The following is an 18464-nucleotide window of genomic DNA, read 5'->3' on the forward strand; positions in this document are numbered from 1 at the left end:
AATTACCATAACTACTTAATTCAATTTGATTGAAGTTTTCTTCACTTTGAGTAAACTTGCTCGTGTGCGTTGTTGCACATCCTCTGCCGGAGAGCGGGGAGTCCACTTAGATCAAAGGTGACCTATGAGCCAGGACCGGGCGCAGACGCCCCTTGTATTCAGAATCGGCCTGTTCGGTGCGTTTATCGCGCCAATCGTGTTTGTTGTCTCCACCATCATGTTCTTTGTCGTGTTCCGCGCATTCGACATGAACGCGCTCACCGCTGCCGCCCTTGCAGGACTCTTCATTGCGGCGCCGTTCGCAAAAGGCTACGAGTCCTTCTGGGAAGCTGTTGTGCGGGGAGTTTCTTCGAAGACCTCAGTAACGCTCATCCTGCTGCTTTTCGCTATTGGGCTCACATCTTCGCTCATCAAGTCGACTGGAATCTCTCAAGGGTTCATCTGGTTATCGCTCTCGCTGGGCGTTCATGGCGGGCTGTTTATCGCGATCGCTTTTGCCGCAGTGTGCGCGATTGCGATGGCCACAGCCTCCTCGCTCGGGACGATGTTCACGGCCTTCCCTATCTTCTATCCCGCCGGAGTTGTGCTCGGAGCCGACCCGGTTCTCCTTGCCGGAGCAATTCTCTCTGGCGCGCTTTTCGGGGACAACCTTGCGCCGATCTCAGACTCGACTGTGATCTCCTCGACCACACAGCGCTACCGAACCAAAGAGGGAACCGCAGAGATCCCAGGCGTCGTGGGTAGCCGGCTCCGGTACTCGCTGACGGCAGCTGTGATCGCGTTTGCCCTGTTTCTGGGCATTGGAACGCTTGTCTCACCGGGCAGTGCTGCGGTATCGAACGTTTCTGCGGATGATTTCTCGGCCCAGGGCTTGTGGATGCTGATCGCAGTGGTGGTGCTGTTGGGCACCGCGATTGTGACCCGAAATATCTTCAAGGCAGTCACCGCGGGCCTTGCGGCCGGCATTGTCGTCGGGCTGCTCAGCGGGGTGCTTGAACCGTCTGGGATTATCGGCGTCGAAGATGAAGCCATTACTGGCTTCCTTGTTGGCGGCGTCGCAAACATTCTGCCCATCATCGGACTCAACGTAGGTATCTTCGCGATGCTTGGCGTACTGGAAAGCGCTGGCGTTCTCGATCGTCTGGTCGCCGCGGTCGTGTCGAGCGGGTGGGTCACAACCCCGCGGCGGGCTGAACTCGCTATTGGTGCCGGAATTCTCACAACCACGACACTCTTTGCGGGGGTGAACGGGCCTTCGATGCTGGTATTTGGTCCCATCGCCGACCGGCTCGGGGCTCAAGTGGGACTGCACCCCTACCGGCGGGCCAATGTCATGGACTGCTTTGCCCTTGGCCTCGGGAGCGTGGTGCCCGTTGTGAGCTCCTTCCTGTTCATCGCAAGCCTCCTCACCGTGGATCAAGGCGACGCTCCGGCTCTCGACCCAATGTCCATCTTCACCGGGGCGTTCTATCCGCTCGTGCTCACCTGCGTCATCCTTGTCGCGGTCATCACTGGTTGGGGGCGGCGCTATGAAGGTCAGAATGGCGCTGTCGAGAAGGACCCAGCGAAAGCAGCGATGGTTCTGAACGCGCAACCGGAGGACCACGCCGTCCCGGTCGACTCTGCCGCTGAAGCCTTCACCTCATAACTTCCTCTCACTACCCACGAAGGATTTCTCATGCATACATCTCTCGCTCCACTCACCCCCGCTCAGTTTCGCCGAGCCTTCCCAGTACTCGACGAGGCCCCGCACTTCGCGAGCTGCAGTCAGGGAGCACTCTCTGACCATCTTGCTCACACCATGCAACGAATGACCGCCTCACTCATTGATGCGCAGGCTCCTTGGGGGGCCTGGGTTGGCAAGGTCGAGGAGTACCGGAGCCACGCCGGTCGTTTCTTCGATGTGGATAGTGAAAACATTGCGGTGCTCTCCTGTGCTTCAGAAGCGGCTTTCCAAGTTGTGTCGTCTCTTGACTGGTCAACCTCGCGGAATCGGCTCGTCACGTCTGACCTTGAGTTCCCATCTGTGGGGAATGTCTGGCGTGCACAGAGCCAGGGCATCGATGTGGTGAACGTTGCGGGCATTGAAGCGGCTTTGCACGCTGACTCCTGGATCCCGCTGATCGATGAGCGGACCAAGCTCGTCTCGATTCCGCTGGTGAGCTACATCAACGGCACCCGCCCAGAGACCGAACGCATTATCGCGCACGCCCGCTCGGTGGGGGCACTCGTCTTCGTCGATGCGTACCAAGCCGCTGGGATCTTGCCATTCTCGGCAACGCAACTCGACTGTGACTTCCTCGTCTCAGGCAACTTGAAATACATGCTGGGTCTTCCTGGCATCGCCATGCTGTATGTGCGTGATTGCAAGAACGTCGAACGATCGGCCGGCCTCACAGGATGGTTTGGGCGTGTCAACCCGTTCGCGTTTGATGCAGCGGGGGTTGACTACCCAGAGAATGCTCGCCGCTTCGAGATGGGGACGCACCCGATCCCCTCAGCGTACGCCGGTGTCGCTGGGTTTGAGATGCTTGAGCAGATCGATGCCCAGCAGGCGTGGTCGCATGTCGTTTCATTGCGCGATCGCCTCGCAGAGGAGCTGAGTTCTCAGGGGTATGCGATTGATTTTCCTGAAGACGCTGTGCATCGTGGGCCTCAGGTCGCACTCGTCACAGATGAGCCTGACGCACTCGCGGCGCGACTTGCAGAGCACCGAATCGGCACTTCACCGCGAGGAAGCCGCCTGCGCCTTTCCTTCCACGCCTATTCAAATGAGCAGGACGTGGATCGACTGGTGGCGGCGCTCGCGGAGCTTCGCTAGCTCGCTCGAAGGGTGTACGGCTAGCGCGCGGCGGCCGCTTCGATCTGCGCCACCCGTCGCGCAACGAAGCGGGCGAGGAGCTCGTCCGGAAGCGTCTCGCCCGCGCGGAGGTGGATCGAACCCTTGGTACTGCCGAGGCCCGCGGCGGTCACCTCCTCGGCGAGTTCCCCGAGGCTGCCATACGGGTACACGCCAATGTGGTGCTTGGTGAGCATCGCGGAGAAGAGACCTTTTCCCCGGTACAGGAGCGCTGGCATGTTGTAGGAGCGGCCCTCGTCGGCGTCAGGAACGAGCTCGCGCACGCGTGCGTAGAGCCCGGCGATCCGGGCGCGCTCGGGCTCGGGGAGCTCGGCAATGTAGTCGGTGACCTCGGTGCTCATGCATGCAGTCTGCCACTGAGTCGCCAAAACTTCGCCCCCGAGTCCTTGGAGAAGTGTGGGACGCGGGGGCTGGGTGCGCTGTATGTTCCGCGCCGCGGGAGTTCTCATGCGCGAAGAGATGGCGCACATACAAACGGCAGCGGGGGTCCGGCCAAAGCCGAACCCCCGCTGCCGCAGCGCGTCGAGCGACTAGTCGTTGCCGCGGAAGATCGCGAGCAGACGCAGGATCTCGACGTAGAGCCAGATCAGCGTGACCATGAGGCCGAAGGCCGCCGACCACGCCCACTTCTCGGGGACGCGGTTGCGCACGCCGTTCTGAATGAGCTCAAAGTCCATCACGAGGGAGTACGCCGCGAGGAACACCGCGAGGAGACCGATGACGACCCCGAGCGGCATACCGAAGATCTCGATGCTGCGCGCGCCGAACATGCCGGGGGTGACGCCAGTGAGCATCAGCACGAAGTTGACGAGCGAGAAGACCAGGTAGCCGACCATCGCGATGAGCACGATCTTGGTCATGCGCGGGCTCGTGCGGACCTTTCCGCTGCGGAAGAGGAGCAGCGTGACACCGAAGACCGACAGCGTGCCGATCACGGCCTGCGAGACGATGCCCGGCCACTGCGCCTCGTAGAAGCCAGAAATGCCGCCGAGGAAGAGTCCCTGCGCCACCGCGTACAGCACGATGAGCGGAACGCTCGGCTCCTTCTTGAAGGAGTTCACGAGGCCCAGCACGAGGCCGGCGATTGCGCCGGGGATCGCGAGGACGGGCATGAACCAGCCCACGGCGCCGAAGGCGAGCACGGTAAGGAAGAGAAGCACCGTCTTCGAGATGGTGTTCTCGTAGGTCATCGGCTTGTCGGACGGGGCGATGACGGGCGGCTGCTCGCCGCCGAAACCAGCTTCCGTCGGAGTGTCGATGCCGGGGCGCTGCGTCTGTGCAGCGGGCTGATCGTAGATACGGCGCAGCTCATCAGCGCTGAGGGTCTTGCCATTCAGAGCCGGGTTGTTGCTGAGAGCCGGGTTGCTCATGCGTCGGGATTCCTTTCCAGGCGTATGCGAGTGGTTCTAGCCTAGTGAGGGCGGCTTTGGAACCGCTGGGATTTTTTCGCTGTTCGTGCACGGCGTACGCGAGTGATTGCGCGCGGCGCGTGCCCTACGCTTAAGGCATGTCATCACGTGCGGCCGGCGGGCCGCTCATCATCGGCCACCGGGGAGCTCCTGGCTACCGCCCGGAGCACAGCGCCTCGGCGTACCGCCTCGCGTTTGAACTCGGCGCTGACGCGGTTGAGCCCGACATCGTGGTGTCTCGCGATGGTGTGCTCGTGGTGCGGCACGAGAACGAAATCTCGGGCACCACGGATGTCGCACGTCACCCCGAGTTCGCCTCCCGCCGCACCACGAAAATCGTCGACGGCAAGAAGCACACGGGGTGGTTCGCAGAAGACTTCACCTGGGCGGAACTCTCAACGTTGCGCTGCCGCGAACGGCTCGCGAAGGTGCGGCCAGACAACCGTGACTACGACGGCACCGAGCCGATTCTGCGCCTCCGCGACGTACTCGCCATCGTCGACGAGGAGAGCGCTGCCCGCGGCCGAAAGCTTGGCACGGTGGTGGAGGTCAAGCACGCGCACTTCCTCGCCGAGCAGGGTCACGACATCGGGGTATTGCTGCTCCAGGAGCTCGCGGATACCGGCTGGGACGCGAAGCCCGAGCAGCTCGTCGTCGAGTCGTTCGAGCTGGGGGTCCTCGAGCAGCTGAGCCGGGCCCGGGTCCGCGGCACGCTCGTGTTCCTGACCGAACGATTTGGCACGCCGCCAGACGAGCCCCGACCCGGCCGCGCCGCGCGGAGCTACGGCTGGTACCGGAGCGACGCCGGGCTCGATTTCCTCGCGCAACGCGTGGACGGGATCAGCGTCGCGAAAGGCAACCTCATCCGAGTGAACGCGCTCGGTCGGGCCACCGGACCCACCGACCTCGTGCACCGCGCGCACGCGCGCGGCCTGCTCGTGTTCACCTGGACGCTCCGCCCCGAGAACCGTTTCCTCAACGTCAAGCACCAGTCATCTCTGCGTGGCGCGGAGTGGGGCGACTGGCAGAGCGAGTTCGAACTCATCATCGCCTCCGGAGTGGACGGCGTGTTCCTCGACCACCCCGACCTCGCGGTCGCGCTCCGCGAAGCGTGGGAGTAGGCCGAGCCCCGATCCCGATCGAGACTAGTGCGCGACTCCCGCGCACTCGCCAACGAGGTTGCGCTCCATGAGCGCGCGCAGATCCGAACCCTGCACACCGCAGTCGAGCAGGTACCCGAGCTTTGCGATGGCGGCCTCGAGCGTGAGATCAGTGCCGTCGATGACGCCGGACCCCGCGAGCTCCTGGCCGACGGCGTAGCGAGAGAAGTCCACGCCACCCATGGCGCACTGCGAAATCGCCACGACTGGGATCTCCGCGCTGATTTCCCGGAGCACGGCCGTCATTCCGGGTCGCGCCATGGGGCCGTTGCCGCTGCCGTAGCACTCGAGCACGAGCGCGTCGGGGCGGCCGCCCACTGCCGCGCGCACATCCGCGACCGTCATGCCGGGCACGAAACGAAGTGTGAGCACCCGCGCGAGGCCGGCGTGCTCCTGCGCGGAGAGGCGCGGGAGCCCGAGCGGGCGCGGGGCGAGCTTCGACTCCGCGCGGAACGCTGTGAGCGCGCGGCTGTCGTGCTTCGTGGTGCGCACGGCGGGGAGGAGCGCGCCGCCGAACGCGACCGTCACGGGCGAGCCCGGGGCCGCCTTGACTGATGCGCGGATCGCGAGTGAGAGGTTCGCGCGAGCGTCGGTGTCTGGGGCGCCGTGGGCGAGCTGACTCCCGGTCACGACCACGGGCACGCCCAGATCGCCAAGTTCGAAGGCGAGGCGCGCTGCGGTGTAGGCGAGCGTGTCGGTGCCGTGCGTGATGACGACGCCGCGCGGGCGGTGCGTGCGCACGCGGGCGCGAATGGCGCGGGCGATCTTTGGCGCCGTCTCCGCGTCGGCGTTCGCGCTGTCGATGGGCGGCAACAAGTGGTTGATCCGCGCGCTGATCCCGAGCGGGCCGCAGATGCTCGCGACGAGTCGCTCGAGGACCTCCGGGAAATCGGGATCGGGGGCGAGGCCGTGGTCGGTCTCGCGCATGCCAATCGTGCCGCCCGTCGCGAAGACGAGCACGGAAGGGGTGCCGGAGGGGAGAGCTGACATCCCTCCATTGTGGCCGATCCTGATGGCGACCGGGAAAGCGGGACGCGGGGGCGCGGGTGTCGGTGGTGCAGCCTAGACTGGACCTCACAATGAGCGACTTCGAACTTCTGGATCCCGGCGCCCCCGCAGGCGGCCCGTTCACCGCTGAAACGGGCGGCGTCGACCCGCTGCTCGACGGCTTGAACCCCGCACAGGAGCGCGCGGTGATCGCGCGCGGCCCGGCGCTGCTCATCGTCGCCGGTGCAGGTTCGGGGAAGACCCGTGTGCTGACGCACCGCATCGCGCACCTGATCCGCGAGAAGGAGGCCTGGCCCAGCCAGATCCTCGCCATTACGTTCACGAACAAGGCGGCGGCCGAGATGCGCGAGCGGATCGGTGGCCTCCTCGGGGATGCGGCCGAGGGCATGTGGATCTCCACCTTCCACTCGGCGTGCGTGCGCATTCTGCGGCGCGAGGCGGAGCGCTTCGGCTACGTTTCCGGCTTTACGATCTACGATTCGGCGGACTCGCGTGCGCTGCTGAAACGCATCATCAAGGAACTCGACGCGGATAGCTACGGCTTCACTCCCGCGAACTCGGGTTCGAAGATTTCGCGGCTGAAGAACGAGCTCACCGACGCGAGCGGCTATGCGGCGACGATGAACGAGAGCGATCCGCGGGATCGACTCTTTGTCGAGATCTTCCGGATGTACGAGCAGGAGCTGCGTCGCGCGAACGCGTTCGACTTCGACGATCTCATCGGTCAGACCGTGCACCTGTTCCGCGCGCATCCCGACGTGGCTGCCGTGTATCAGCGCCGCTTCCGTCACATTCTGGTCGACGAGTACCAGGACACCAACCACGCGCAGTACTCGCTGATTCGCGAGCTCACGCGACCGATCCCCACGGAGCAGGTGGATCGGCTCGTGCCACCCGTGCGTGCGCGCGAACTCGACGCGAACGGGCGCATCCCCGGGGCGAGCCTCACGGTGGTCGGTGACTCGGATCAGTCGATCTACGCCTTCCGTGGCGCAGACATCCGCAACATCGTGGAGTTTGAGCGCGACTTCGCCGGCGCAGAGGTCGTGAAGCTCGAGCAGAACTACCGCTCGACGCAGAACATTCTGTCGGCCGCGAATGCCGTGATCGGCAACAACTTCGACCGTCAAGAGAAGAACCTCTGGACCTCGGAGGGCGATGGTGCGAAGATCGTCGGCTTCACCGGCTATTCGCAGCACGACGAGGCGCGCTTCGTCGCTGAGGAGATTGAAGACCTGCACCGCGAGGGCTTCGACTACAACGACATGGCGGTGTTCTACCGCACCAACTCGCAGACGCGAGCGCTGGAAGAGCTGCTCATTCGCTCGGCGATCCCGTACCGGGTGCTCGGCGGAACGAAGTTCTACGAGCGCGCCGAGGTGAAGGACGCGATGGCGTACCTCACCAGCATTGCGAACCCGTACGATCCGATCGCATGGTCGCGCCTGTTGGGTGCGCCCAAGCGCGGCATTGGTCCGATGGCGGAGGCCCACCTCGCGAACTTCCAGGAAGCCCAGGGTATCTCGCTCCACGAGGCCATGCTGCGAGTCGACGAGGTGCCGCAGATCGGCCCGAAGCTGCGTGGCACCGTGCGGCAGCTGGCTGAGCTCCTCACCCGCGCATCGCGGATGGCGGTGGGCGGCGGCGCAACAGACGTCACGGCGGCACCCGGCGAGGAAGCTGAGGAGAAGCAGCCGGCGCCCGTCGGCGACCTGATGAAGCTGATCCTTGACGAGACCGAGATGGTCGAGAAACTCCGGGCTCGCAGGGACCCGCAGGACGATGCGCGCGCGGAAAACCTTGAGGAACTCGTTGCGGTGGCGCGCGAGTTCGACGCGAAGCAGCCGGGGGCCGGCCTGCTCGCCTTCCTCACGGAGGTGAGCCTCGTCGCCGCGGCAGACGACCTCGACGATACGAGCGGCACCGTGTCACTCATGACGATGCACACAGCGAAGGGGCTTGAGTACCGCGCGGTCTTCCTCACCGGCGTCGAGGAGGGGCTGATCCCACATCAGATGTCGGTGGACGAGGTCGGCGGCGTGAACGAGGAGCGTCGTCTCATGTACGTGGGGATCACGCGCGCCCGGGAGCGGCTCTACCTCACGCTCGCGTCCACGCGCGCGACCTTTGGAGACGTGTCGGTGGCAATGCCCTCGCGCTTCCTGCAGGAGATTCCCGAGGGGCTCATCGACTGGCGGCAGTCGCCCGGCGAGGTGACGAGCCGCGGTGGCACGGCGTCGCGCGCCCTCAATGCGCCGTCGCGGCCGGGCGCGAGTGGCTCACGTTCGTGGTCCAGCCGGAACGCGGACTCCTCGGTGTCTTTCGGCTCGGGGAGTGGCTCGCGCGGCGGATCCGGTGCGGCGGCGGTCTCGGAGCCCGCGAGCGGAAACATGCAATCAGCTCTGGATCAGTGGCGTGAGCGGAAGCGCGCAGCGAAGGCGGCCCAGGCGGCCGGCGGCGGGTTCCCGAACACCATCGGCGCTGGCGTGCGCGACAACGGCGATCTTGAACTTGCGACTGGCGACCGGATTCGGCACGACGACTATGGCGAGGGTCGGGTTACCGGGGTCACCGGGGCGGGCACGAAGCGAATCGCGCACGTGGTGTTCGATTCGGTCGGGGAGCGGAAGCTGCTCGTGAAGCTCGCGCCCATCTCGAAGGTGGAGTAGCGCCCAGCGCCCGGGCGTGGAGAGGCGCAGCGCTGAGGTGCGGAGGAGCGCAGCGCCCGGGTACAGCTGCGCCCCGCCCGGGCTAGTCGGTGCCGAGGAGCTTGCGATACTCCGCCATCACTCGATCGAAGTCGCCTTCTTCTGCGGTGGTGTCGCCGGAGGACAGCATCCACTCGGTCATTTGTGTGGTGATGACTCCGTGCATGAGCGTGACCGCGAGCGACGCCTCCCGGGTGGGGGAATCGAGCTTCGCGTACTTGGGATTCGCCTCGAGCCAGGCTGCCGCGGTGACCGTGAGCGAGTAGGCAGATTCAAGGAGCGATGACGCCGTCATACGACCGGCGAGTGGCTGCTCCATGATGAGCTGCGTGCGCAGCCGCGCCACATCGGAGTTCACATAGTTGTGGCCGATCGCGGCAAACAGCAGACGGAATACCCCAAGGGTCAGGTCCTCTGGGCAGCTGTCCAGAATGCTGAACGCCTCGGTCCCTTCCGGGAGGCTCACCGCGCGGCCGACGATCGCGTAGTCGCGTGACGGGAAGTAGTTGAAGAACGTGCTGCGGGAGATGTCGGCCCGCTCGCAGATTGCCTCGACTGTGACATTCTCGACCCCGAGTTCGAGGGCGAGCATCACCGCGGACGTCTCGATCGCGTTCTCCGTGGCTCGCCGCTTCCGTGCGCGGAGGCCTTCGGGCTTGGGTGCTGCGGAACTCATCAACTCGGCTTCATCTCCGGCCGAGCCCGGGGTTGCGGAGCGCTCATCCCTGAGCGGGCGGGTTCGGCTGCGTTCGAGTCTAGCGAGGAGGACTGGGAAACTCAGGAACAGCGAACACAGGGAAAACCCTGTGGAAAGCAAGGCAAAGTGTGTACGCTACCTGTGGGCAATTGCGCGTGGGGCGCAATTTGGCGTGCGCGAGGGGGGTAAGGAGTGGCCGGGATACGTCCATTTCTGCGTCGGCAAGACGCTCACTCGGCCTACCTGATGTTCGCAGCGCTGCTCCTGAGCCTGACGCTCGTTGCCGACCTCGCCTTTCATCGAACGATGGACAATCGCTGGTTCGTCTGGCTGCTGCTGCTCCTGTGCGGGAGCGGCTCGCTCGTCACGTTGGTACTCGGTCGCCGCGTGCCGCGCTGGGTGGGTACGGCCGCGGTGCTGCTCTTCCTCGTGGCGCAGACATATTTTCTCGGGCTTGCGGACGATTCGGCCTCGGTGATCGCTTCCGTGCAGCAGCTTCCCGTGGTGGCGTTCTACCTGGGCTGGTTTGTGCGGCCGCGGTTCGCAATGTTGCTCATGGCGGTGAGTCTCGTCGTGTTCGGGGTCGTGATGTCCCGCAACCCCCTCTTCGCGCAAGACGGCGCCATCGGCGTTCCCGTCGCCGTGCACGCGCTCCTCGTGATGCAGTTTTGCTACGCGTCCGGAACCTACCTCTGGCGGCGACAGGTGCGCATCGCGTCGACAGACTCACTCACCGGTGCACGAAACCGCACCGGCCTGAGCGATCGCTTGGAGTACCAGTTACGCCGCCGCGCGTTCTCCCGCGCACCGCTCAGCGTGGTCGCGGTGGACTTCGACCGGTTCAAGGAATTGAACGACACTCGGGGCCACGCCGCGGGGGATCTGGTGCTGAGTCGAACGGTGACCGCCTGGAAAGACGCGATTCGCTCGGGCGACTCGGTGACGCGGCTCGGCGGCGACGAATTCGCGTTGATCTTGCCCCGCGCGACTGAGCGTGAGGCGCAGACCATCGTCGACCGCCTCCGGGAGGTGTCAGAGCACCCGTGGTCCTGGGGCATCGCGCAGGCGCTGCCCGGCGAGACTGCCGACGAACTCCTCGCCCGCGCGGACGCGAAGCTGTTTGCTTGGAAGCGTGTGCGTCGTGCTCGCGAGGACCGACAGCGTGAGATCGGCGGACCCCGATGAGCGAGTCAGGCCGGATCACGCTCCCGATTGGCGGAGACGTCTCCGCGCTCGAGCGTGCGCGACTCCTCGCGCAGGCGCAGTGGGAACGCTTTGCTCGGTGGCAGACGCCGTTCTCAATCGTGAGCGCGCTGATCCCGCTCTTGCTTGCGCTCGTCTTCCTCTCGGACCTGCTGTTCCCGCACCCTCGGCTCGACGCATCCGCCGTAACTTTGTGGTTGCTCGTCTACCTCGTTGCGGGAGTCATTCCCCTCGTGTTTGGGCACCGCTACCCGCGCTGGGCAGGCATTCTCATGGTTGCGCTGATCGAGGTGTGGTCGTCGTTTTTCCTCGTGTTCGTGCAGCACCCGCACGCCGAGATCAACGCGCTGCTCGAGCTGCCCGTGATCGCACTCTATGTCGGGTGGTTCTACTCGGGTGTCGTCGCCAGGATGTTCATGGGGCTGAGTGTCCTGCGAGTCGGTTTGTCACTGATTTGGAACCCTGACCTCGGTCACGGCCTCGGCTCGCCGACCATCATGATTGCGTACTCCGTCTTCATTGCGCTGTTCTGCTTTGAGGGTGCGCGGGCCGTGCGACGGCAGGGCCAGGTGCAAGCGCGCACTGATTCGCTGACCGGTGCGCTGAACCGCCGCGGCCTGCTGATTGCGGCCGAAGAGTTCCGGCAACGCGCCCGGCAAGCAGGAGAACCGGTGGCCGTCGCGCTCATCGACTTCGACGACTTCCGTCTCTTGAATGAGGAGGGCGGCCACGTGGCGGGCGACGAGGCTCTGCGCGAAAACGCCGAGCACTGGATGCGCGCGGTCGGCATGCGCGGGATCACGGGGCGTTCGGGGGGCCTCGTGGCGCGCCTCGGCGGTGACGAGTTCGTCGTGGTGCTGCGCGCGAGCCGCGCCGATGCCGCGACACAGCTGTGTGAGATGCGAAAGCGCGCCGGACACGCCTGGTCCTTCGGCCTCGTAGCGGTGGGTGCAGCGGAGGATCTCGACGCAGCGATTCAGCGCGCGGACGCTGAGCTCTACCGGGCAAAGGGCGGCCGCTAGCTGGGTGGGCGCGGAGGGTCGGCGCGTTCTGCAGTGCTAGACTCGGGCCTGGTCGAGTTATCTCGACATCGAGACATTTTCTGCCTCGCTTCCTCTGACGAAAAAACAAAGGACAGTACGTGGATCTGTACGAGTACCAGGCACGAGACATCTTCGAAGAATACGGAGTGCCGGTGCTTGCCGGCATCGTCGCCGATACCCCGGACGAGGCGCGCGCCGCAGCTGAGAAGATTGGCGGCGTTGTCGTTGTCAAGGCTCAGGTGAAGGTGGGCGGCCGTGGTAAGGCCGGCGGCGTGAAGGTCGCCAAGAACGCCGATGAGGCATACGCAGCAGCCGAGGCAATTCTCGGGCTGGACATTAAGGGCCATGAGGTCAAGCGAGTGATGGTCGCCGCAGGCGCCGACATCAAGCAGGAGTTCTACTTCTCCGTGCTGCTCGACCGCGCAAACCGCTCCTACCTCTCCCTCTGCTCCGTTGAGGGCGGCATGGAGATTGAGGTGCTGGCGGTGGAGAAGCCTGAGGCGCTCGCGCGCATCGAGGTGAACCCGCTGACCGGCATCGACGCGGCGAAGGCCGAAGAGATCGCTCGTGCAGCGAAGTTCCCGGAGGAGCTCGTCGCCAAGGTCGCAGCGGTCTTCGAGAAGCTGTACCAGGTGTACGTGGGCGAGGACGCCACGCTCGTTGAGGTTAACCCGCTCGTGCTCACGGGTGAGGGCGACATCATCGCGCTCGACGGCAAGGTATCGCTTGATGAGAACGCTGAGTTCCGTCAGCCGAAGCACGACGCGCTCGCTGACAAGGGCGCCGAGGACCCGCTCGAGGCGAAGGCTAAGGCGCAGGATCTCAACTACGTGAAGCTTGACGGTGAGGTCGGCGTGATCGGCAACGGCGCGGGCCTCGTCATGTCGACGCTCGATGTCGTCGCCTACGCGGGCGAGAACCACGGGGGCGTGAAGCCCGCGAACTTCCTCGACATCGGTGGTGGTGCATCGGCCGAGGTGATGGCCGCCGGCCTCGACGTGATCCTCGGGGATCCGCAGGTCAAGTCCGTCTTCGTGAACGTGTTCGGCGGAATCACCGCCTGCGACGCGGTTGCCAACGGCATCGTGGGCGCGCTCGCGAAGCTCGGCGACGCGGCAAACAAGCCGCTCGTGGTGCGCCTCGACGGCAACAACGTTGAAGAGGGCCGCCGGATCCTGAACGAGGCGGCGCACCCGCTCGTGACCCAGGCCGCGACGATGGACGAGGGCGCTGACAAGGCCGCCGAGCTCGCCAACGCCCGATAACCCGACGCCGAGACTCACGGAAAGAAGCAACAGAATGTCGATCTTCCTGAACAAGGATTCCAAGGTCATCGTCCAGGGCATCACCGGCGGCGAGGGCACGAAGCACACCGCACGCATGCTTGCCGCGGGCACCCAGATCGTCGGCGGCGTGAACGCGCGCAAGGCCGGCACCACGGTGTCGCACGTCGATGCCTCGGGCGCGACGGTCGAGCTGCCCGTCTTTGCGACCGTCGCTGAGGCGATGGCCGCAACCGGCGCCGACGTTTCGGTGGCGTTCGTGCCCCCGGCCTTCACGAAGGACGCGGCGATCGAGGCTATCGACGCCGGCATCGGCCTGCTCGTGATCATCACCGAGGGCGTGCCGGTCAAGGACTCGGCTGAACTCTGGGCACACGCGAAGGCAACCGGTGGTGCGACCCGCATCATCGGCCCGAACTGCCCCGGCATCATCACGCCGGGCGAGGCGCTCGCGGGCATCACCCCCGCAACGATCACGGGCAAGGGCCCGATCGGTCTCGTCTCGAAGTCGGGCACGCTGACGTACCAGATGATGTACGAGCTGCGCGATCTCGGGTTCTCCACCGCGATCGGTATCGGTGGCGACCCCATCATCGGCACCACGCACATCGACGCACTCGCGGCGTTCGAGGCGGATCCCGAGACGAAGGCCATCGTGATGATCGGTGAGATCGGTGGCGACGCTGAGGAGCGCGCAGCCGAGTTCATCAAGGCAAACGTCACGAAGCCCGTCGTGGGCTACGTCGCCGGCTTCACGGCGCCCGAGGGCAAGACGATGGGCCACGCTGGCGCGATCGTTTCTGGCTCCGCGGGCACCGCGCAGGCGAAGAAGGAAGCCCTCGAGGCTGCAGGCGTCAAGGTGGGGAAGACCCCCACTGAGACCGCCGAGCTGCTGCGCGAGGCGTTCGCCGCGCTCTAAGCCTCACTCCCGAATCGGGGTCACTCTGGCAGGGTGTCGCGCAGCCGCGGCACGCAACACCCTGCCAGAGTGACCCCGATCGTGTGTTTGGTGGGTGTCACGCGGCGCAATGCAGCCGCGGCGGGCGGGCGTGGTGCGCGATACTGAGGGAGGCGCCGAGACGCGGCGGCCACCGGGCAACCGGACGTTCAGGGAGCGCACCATGACCCAGTCCCAGCAGTCGCAGAACACGCCGCAGGGCGCCCATCTTGTGGGCAGCATCAACTTCGATGACGCCGAGACGACAATGCGCACGGCGGCCGCCGAGCTGGGCGCGCACCTGAAGCGCATCCCTGACGGCGAGGTGGGCGAGCGCTTCCACTGGATCGTGTTCCAGGCCGACCGCTTGGGCCAGACACCTGGGATCGAGCGGGTAGGGGACACCCCGATCCCGATCCGCACGCTCGATGCGCGCCCCGTGCAGCTCGCACCCGGCGTGCGCGCCGCGGACCTCACCCTTGCCCCGCTCGGCTACGCGGAGGCCGCGCTCGAATCGTACGCCGTGTTCGCCCGGCTGCAGGAAGAAGGGGTCATCCCAGCGACGACCCGCTTCCAGGTGTCCCTTCCGACGCCACTCGGCGTGGTGGGCAGCTTCGTGCACCCCGCGAACCGTGCCGAGTTCGAGCCCGTCTATGAGGCCGCGCTCGCCGCGGAGCTCGACGAGATTCTCGCAGCGATTCCGCACGAGCAGCTCGCCGTCCAGTGGGATGCTGCGCTCGAGTTCGCGATCCTCGAGGGCGTGAGCACGCGCGGGGTGCCGCACGAGTGGTTCTCCGACGTGTGGCAGGAAACCACCAAGCGGCTCGCGCGGCAGATCGACCGCGTACCGGCGGACGTCGAGGTTGGCGTGCACCTCTGCTACGGCGACGTCGCGGAACAGCACTTCGTTGAGCCCGGTGACGCCGCGAACCTCGTGCGCTTCGCGAACCTCGTGAGTGAGCAGACCGAGCGAGAACTCAGCTGGCTGCACCTCCCCGTGCCGATCGAGCGAGAGGACGCGGCCTACTTCGCGCCGCTCGCCTCGCTTGCGCTGCCCGCGGAGACCGAGCTCTATCTTGGCCTCGTGCACCGGGAAGACGGCGCGGCGGGCGCCGAGCGGCGTATTGCTGCGGCGCGCGAGCACGTGACGCGGCCGTTCGGCGTGGCGACGGAGTGCGGCTTCGGGCGCTCGCCCGAGGGGACGACCGTGCCGCTATTCGAGGCGCACCGCGCGGTTGCGACCGCCTGGGCGTAGCCGAGCCCCGGCGGCCGTGGCCCTCGGCCGCCGGAGACCCCGCTAGCCGATGATGGGCAACGGGATCCCCAATGACTTCGTTGCCGTGCGCGCGACGAGAAACCCGATGATGCAGAGGATCCACGAGGTGTTTTCGGCGCCGGTGCGCTGAAACCACGCCGTCAGGCGCTCGAGCGGCGCCGCCACGAGGGGTGCCGCGACGATTCGCGTGACAAGGAGCACAAGCGCGGGGAGCACCATCACCACGCAGTAGCCGGCGAGGTACGCGAATCGCGCGGATGCACTGAGGGGCGCCCCCGCGAGCATGGTCATGCCGATCAGGTAGGGGAGCATTCCGGCGATCTCGACGAGCCCGGCGGCGATCGCGACGCCCATCACGGCGCCGCCGCTCGCGCGTTCATCGAGTACCCGTGCGCGCCACCGGAGGATACGGCCGCTCTCGGGGAGCGGGGTCCCCGCCGCCGCGAGCCGCTTCCTGCGAGAGTCCGCGGCCCACACCAGGAGCCCCGCGACGAAGAGCCCGGCGCCCACGGTGAGGAGGAGCCACTGGCCGAGCTCACTCGCAAGAAGGTCGCTCGCCGCGTCGATCACGTTCACAAGCCCGAGCATGAAGAGTACGCCGATCGCGAGATAGAACCCGGTGATCGTCACCAAGTAGGCGAGAATGCGCCCGGTGCGCACCCGGCCTGGCGCGATCAAGAAGAATAGGGGAATGAGCAGCGTGCCTACGCTGAGGCCGTCAATCAGCGCGAGCACGGCGAGCGCCGCGGGGAGGGGCGCCGAGTCAATAAAATCCATGCCCCGAGCCTCCCGGAGAGCCCGGCCCCGCGCATCGGCGAGAGGAATGAGCGGCCCTCATCCCTTGGTCGGAGGTGCCGCGCGTCGAGGGGTGCTTGGATAGAGCGCATGACCACTGCGGAACCAAGCAACGTCGGCATGGGCGCTACGCGCCCGCCGCTTGCGCCGTGGCGCGTGGCGCTCGTGTACGTGGGCATCGCCGTGGCGCTCGCGGCGATCGGCCTTGGCGGCATTTGGAATGACCTCTCGCTGCTGCCGGAGCGCCCAGCGCGGTGGTGGACGCTCGCGACGGCCGTTCCGGCTGCGGCCACCGTGCTGATGAAGCGCCGCGCACCCTGGTGGGGGCTGCTCCTCGCGATCGGGATCGCCGCTGTGGACGTGCTGACGGTCGGCGGCCTCGTTCCCCTGTTCGCGGTGCTAGAAATGCTCCACTCTGGGATCATTGCCTTGAGCGCGCCCCGCCGTCGACTGGTGCTGAGGGGCATCGTGGCCGTGACGATCGCCGGTGCTGCTGCCACGCTCCTCGTGACCGGCGACCCCGGTGCCACAGTGCTCGTCGGGCTGCAGCTCGGTGCGCTGCTTGGCATGACGTATTGGTACGCAAACTCGGTGGCGCAGTCGAGCGAGCTCGTTGCGCTCTACCGGCAGCGTGCGGCCGGGCTCGAGCGGCTGGCCGAGCTCGATCGGGATCACGCGGTGCGCACGGAGCGTGACCGCGTGGCACGCGAGCTGCACGATGTGGTGGCTGGCCACGTGGCCGCCGTAGCGATTCGCAGCGAGGCTGCCCTGAGCGCAGGCGATGGGGCGAACTCGGCAGCGGCCGGGACGGGCGCCGATCGGGCGACGCTTCGCGCGGTGCGTGATTCGAGCCTTGCCGCGCACGAGGCGCTGCGTGACCTGATCGGGGTGCTGCGCACCGATACCGCAGCGCAGCGACACACCGCAGAGCCCGGGCGTGCGTCGCTGCCGCAGCTTGCGGCAGAGGCCGAGCGCTCGGGACTGCGCGTCGCGGTCGACGATACGGGCGCGGGAGCACTCACTCCCACGGCCGACCTGACCCTGGGACAGGTGGTGCGCGAGGCGCTCGCGAATGCCGCACGACACGACGCGGGCGGCAGCGTGCAGGTGAATGTCGACGCCGCAGACGGGCCGACGCAGCAGCCGGGGGTTCGCGTGGAGATCATCACCCGGGGCGGATCCCCGCTCGCCCACCCGGAGCTGCGCGGGAGCCAGTTGGGCCTTCGCCTGCTGGACGAACGGGTGCGCGCGAGCGGCGGAGAGTTCAGGGCAGGACCCAACCCCTCGGGGTGGCTCGTCTCCGCCTGGCTCCCCACGAAGACCGGACCCGCATGACCGAGACGGAGGAGAACCAGATGACGCTTCCGCAGGCGGGCGCACCGCGGGTGCTCATTGCTGACGATCACGCCATGATCCGCGAGGGCCTGCGTATGATCCTCGAGCGGCAGGGCATCGACGTGGTGGGCGAGGCCGCAGACGGCGCCGCAGCGATTGGCAATGCGCGTGCCCTGCGACCGGATGTGGTGCTCATGGATCTGCGCATGCCCGGCACCGACGGGATCGCCGCAACCGCGCAGATCGTGACGGAGGAGACCGCCGCCGTGCTGGCACTCACGAGTTTCGATGAGGACGAGCTGGTGTTCGACGCAATCCGGGCCGGCGCTGTTGGATTCCTTCTGAAAACAGTTGAGGCGGCGCCGCTTGCAGACGCGGTGCGTCGCATTGCCGCGGGGGAGGGAATCCTCGATCCGCGCGTCACGCGCCGCGCTCTCGCCGCGCTCGCGGGGCCCGCCGCTGGCCTCACGGGCGACGGTGCGCAGCGGGGACAGTCTGGCGCAGCCACACTGCCCGGGCTCGACGCGCTCACCGACCGCGAGCGCCAGGTGCTCGACGGGATCGCCGAGGGGTGGGCAAACGCGCGGATCGGGGCGGCGCTCGGGATCTCCGTGCCCACCGTGAAGACGCATGTCTCGAGCATCCTGGTGAAGCTCGGCGCAGAGAGCCGCACGCACGCGGTCGCGCTGCTGCGCTCGGTCGGGGGCGGTACACGGCCTCACGTAGGATAGGAGGGTTGCGCCGACGGAG

General features: G+C 66.4%; 16 protein-coding genes. 11 read left to right on the forward strand and 5 right to left on the reverse strand.

The window, feature by feature from the left end; translation table 11 throughout:
• Positions 1 to 124 precede the first annotated feature (124 nt).
• Both D3226_RS03805 and D3226_RS03810 read left to right on the forward strand, forming a co-directional pair.
• The gene (locus D3226_RS03805; RefSeq protein ID WP_202381043.1) at positions 125 to 1648 is read left to right on the forward strand and encodes a Na+/H+ antiporter NhaC family protein; all 1524 of its coding nucleotides are present in this window, start codon (positions 125 to 127) and stop codon (positions 1646 to 1648) included.
• Between the two features lie 162 nt (positions 1649 to 1810).
• On the forward strand, positions 1811 to 2821 hold the full coding sequence (locus D3226_RS03810) for an aminotransferase class V-fold PLP-dependent enzyme (protein WP_202381044.1): 1011 nt from the start codon (positions 1811 to 1813) through the stop codon (positions 2819 to 2821).
• Between the two features lie 20 nt (positions 2822 to 2841).
• Here D3226_RS03810 and D3226_RS03815 read toward each other — a convergent pair whose 3' ends face one another.
• Both D3226_RS03815 and D3226_RS03820 read right to left on the reverse strand, forming a co-directional pair.
• Complete coding sequence (locus D3226_RS03815; RefSeq protein WP_202381045.1) at positions 2842 to 3201, reverse strand: iron chaperone; 360 nt, start codon at positions 3199 to 3201, stop codon at positions 2842 to 2844.
• A gap of 189 nt (positions 3202 to 3390) precedes the next feature.
• Entirely contained in the window at positions 3391 to 4230 is an 840-nt protein-coding gene (locus D3226_RS03820) for a Bax inhibitor-1/YccA family protein (RefSeq protein ID WP_202381046.1), read from the reverse strand.
• A 137-nt stretch (positions 4231 to 4367) separates the two neighbouring features.
• Between D3226_RS03820 and D3226_RS03825 the strand changes: the two genes are divergently transcribed.
• Positions 4368 to 5390 (forward strand): glycerophosphodiester phosphodiesterase family protein, encoded by a 1023-nt coding sequence (locus D3226_RS03825; RefSeq protein ID WP_202381047.1) that lies wholly within the window; start codon positions 4368 to 4370, stop codon positions 5388 to 5390.
• Between the two features lie 24 nt (positions 5391 to 5414).
• On the opposite strand, the gene D3226_RS03830 is transcribed toward D3226_RS03825, so the two are convergent.
• The gene (locus D3226_RS03830; protein ID WP_237462217.1) at positions 5415 to 6419 is read right to left on the reverse strand and encodes an asparaginase; all 1005 of its coding nucleotides are present in this window, start codon (positions 6417 to 6419) and stop codon (positions 5415 to 5417) included.
• A gap of 89 nt (positions 6420 to 6508) precedes the next feature.
• Here D3226_RS03830 and D3226_RS03835 point away from each other — a divergent pair, with 89 nt between their 5' ends.
• Positions 6509 to 9106: an ATP-dependent helicase gene (locus tag D3226_RS03835; protein WP_202381048.1), complete on the forward strand. Its 2598-nt coding sequence runs from the start codon at positions 6509 to 6511 to the stop codon at positions 9104 to 9106.
• 82 nt (positions 9107 to 9188) lie between these two features.
• Here the strand turns inward: D3226_RS03835 and D3226_RS03840 are convergent, their stop codons facing one another.
• Entirely contained in the window at positions 9189 to 9821 is a 633-nt protein-coding gene (locus D3226_RS03840) for a TetR/AcrR family transcriptional regulator (protein ID WP_202381049.1), read from the reverse strand.
• A gap of 267 nt (positions 9822 to 10088) precedes the next feature.
• Here D3226_RS03840 and D3226_RS03845 point away from each other — a divergent pair, with 267 nt between their 5' ends.
• The 5 genes from D3226_RS03845 (at position 10089) to D3226_RS03865 (ending at position 15563) form a co-directional block, all read left to right on the forward strand.
• Positions 10089 to 11027, forward strand: a complete 939-nt coding sequence (locus D3226_RS03845) for a GGDEF domain-containing protein (protein ID WP_202381050.1) — start codon at positions 10089 to 10091, stop codon at positions 11025 to 11027.
• Positions 11024 to 12067: a GGDEF domain-containing protein gene (locus tag D3226_RS03850; protein WP_202381051.1), complete on the forward strand. Its 1044-nt coding sequence runs from the start codon at positions 11024 to 11026 to the stop codon at positions 12065 to 12067. The genes D3226_RS03845 and D3226_RS03850 overlap by 4 nt, the downstream gene beginning before the upstream one ends.
• Before the next feature lie 119 nt (positions 12068 to 12186).
• Positions 12187 to 13353 carry an ADP-forming succinate--CoA ligase subunit beta gene (gene sucC, locus D3226_RS03855; RefSeq protein ID WP_202381052.1) on the forward strand — a complete coding sequence of 389 codons (1167 nt, stop codon included), beginning with the start codon at positions 12187 to 12189 and terminating at the stop codon, positions 13351 to 13353.
• A gap of 34 nt (positions 13354 to 13387) precedes the next feature.
• On the forward strand, positions 13388 to 14290 hold the full coding sequence (gene sucD / locus D3226_RS03860) for a succinate--CoA ligase subunit alpha (RefSeq protein WP_202381053.1): 903 nt from the start codon (positions 13388 to 13390) through the stop codon (positions 14288 to 14290).
• 202 nt (positions 14291 to 14492) lie between these two features.
• On the forward strand, positions 14493 to 15563 hold the full coding sequence (locus tag D3226_RS03865; RefSeq protein WP_202381054.1) for a hypothetical protein: 1071 nt from the start codon (positions 14493 to 14495) through the stop codon (positions 15561 to 15563).
• Between the two features lie 42 nt (positions 15564 to 15605).
• Here the strand turns inward: D3226_RS03865 and D3226_RS03870 are convergent, their stop codons facing one another.
• Complete coding sequence (locus tag D3226_RS03870) at positions 15606 to 16361, reverse strand: GAP family protein (RefSeq protein WP_202381055.1); 756 nt, start codon at positions 16359 to 16361, stop codon at positions 15606 to 15608.
• Positions 16362 to 16469: 108 nt separating this feature from the next.
• On the opposite strand from D3226_RS03870, the gene D3226_RS03875 reads away from it, so the two are divergent.
• Complete coding sequence (locus D3226_RS03875; protein ID WP_202381056.1) at positions 16470 to 17714, forward strand: sensor histidine kinase; 1245 nt, start codon at positions 16470 to 16472, stop codon at positions 17712 to 17714.
• Positions 17711 to 18445, forward strand: coding sequence for a response regulator transcription factor (locus D3226_RS03880; protein ID WP_237462218.1), 735 nt, complete (start codon positions 17711 to 17713; stop codon positions 18443 to 18445). The genes D3226_RS03875 and D3226_RS03880 overlap by 4 nt, the downstream gene beginning before the upstream one ends.
• The last annotated feature ends 19 nt before the right edge of the window (positions 18446 to 18464 follow it).

This window comes from Leucobacter chromiireducens subsp. chromiireducens (assembly GCF_016758255.1).
GTDB lineage: Bacteria > Actinomycetota > Actinomycetes > Actinomycetales > Microbacteriaceae > Leucobacter > Leucobacter chromiireducens.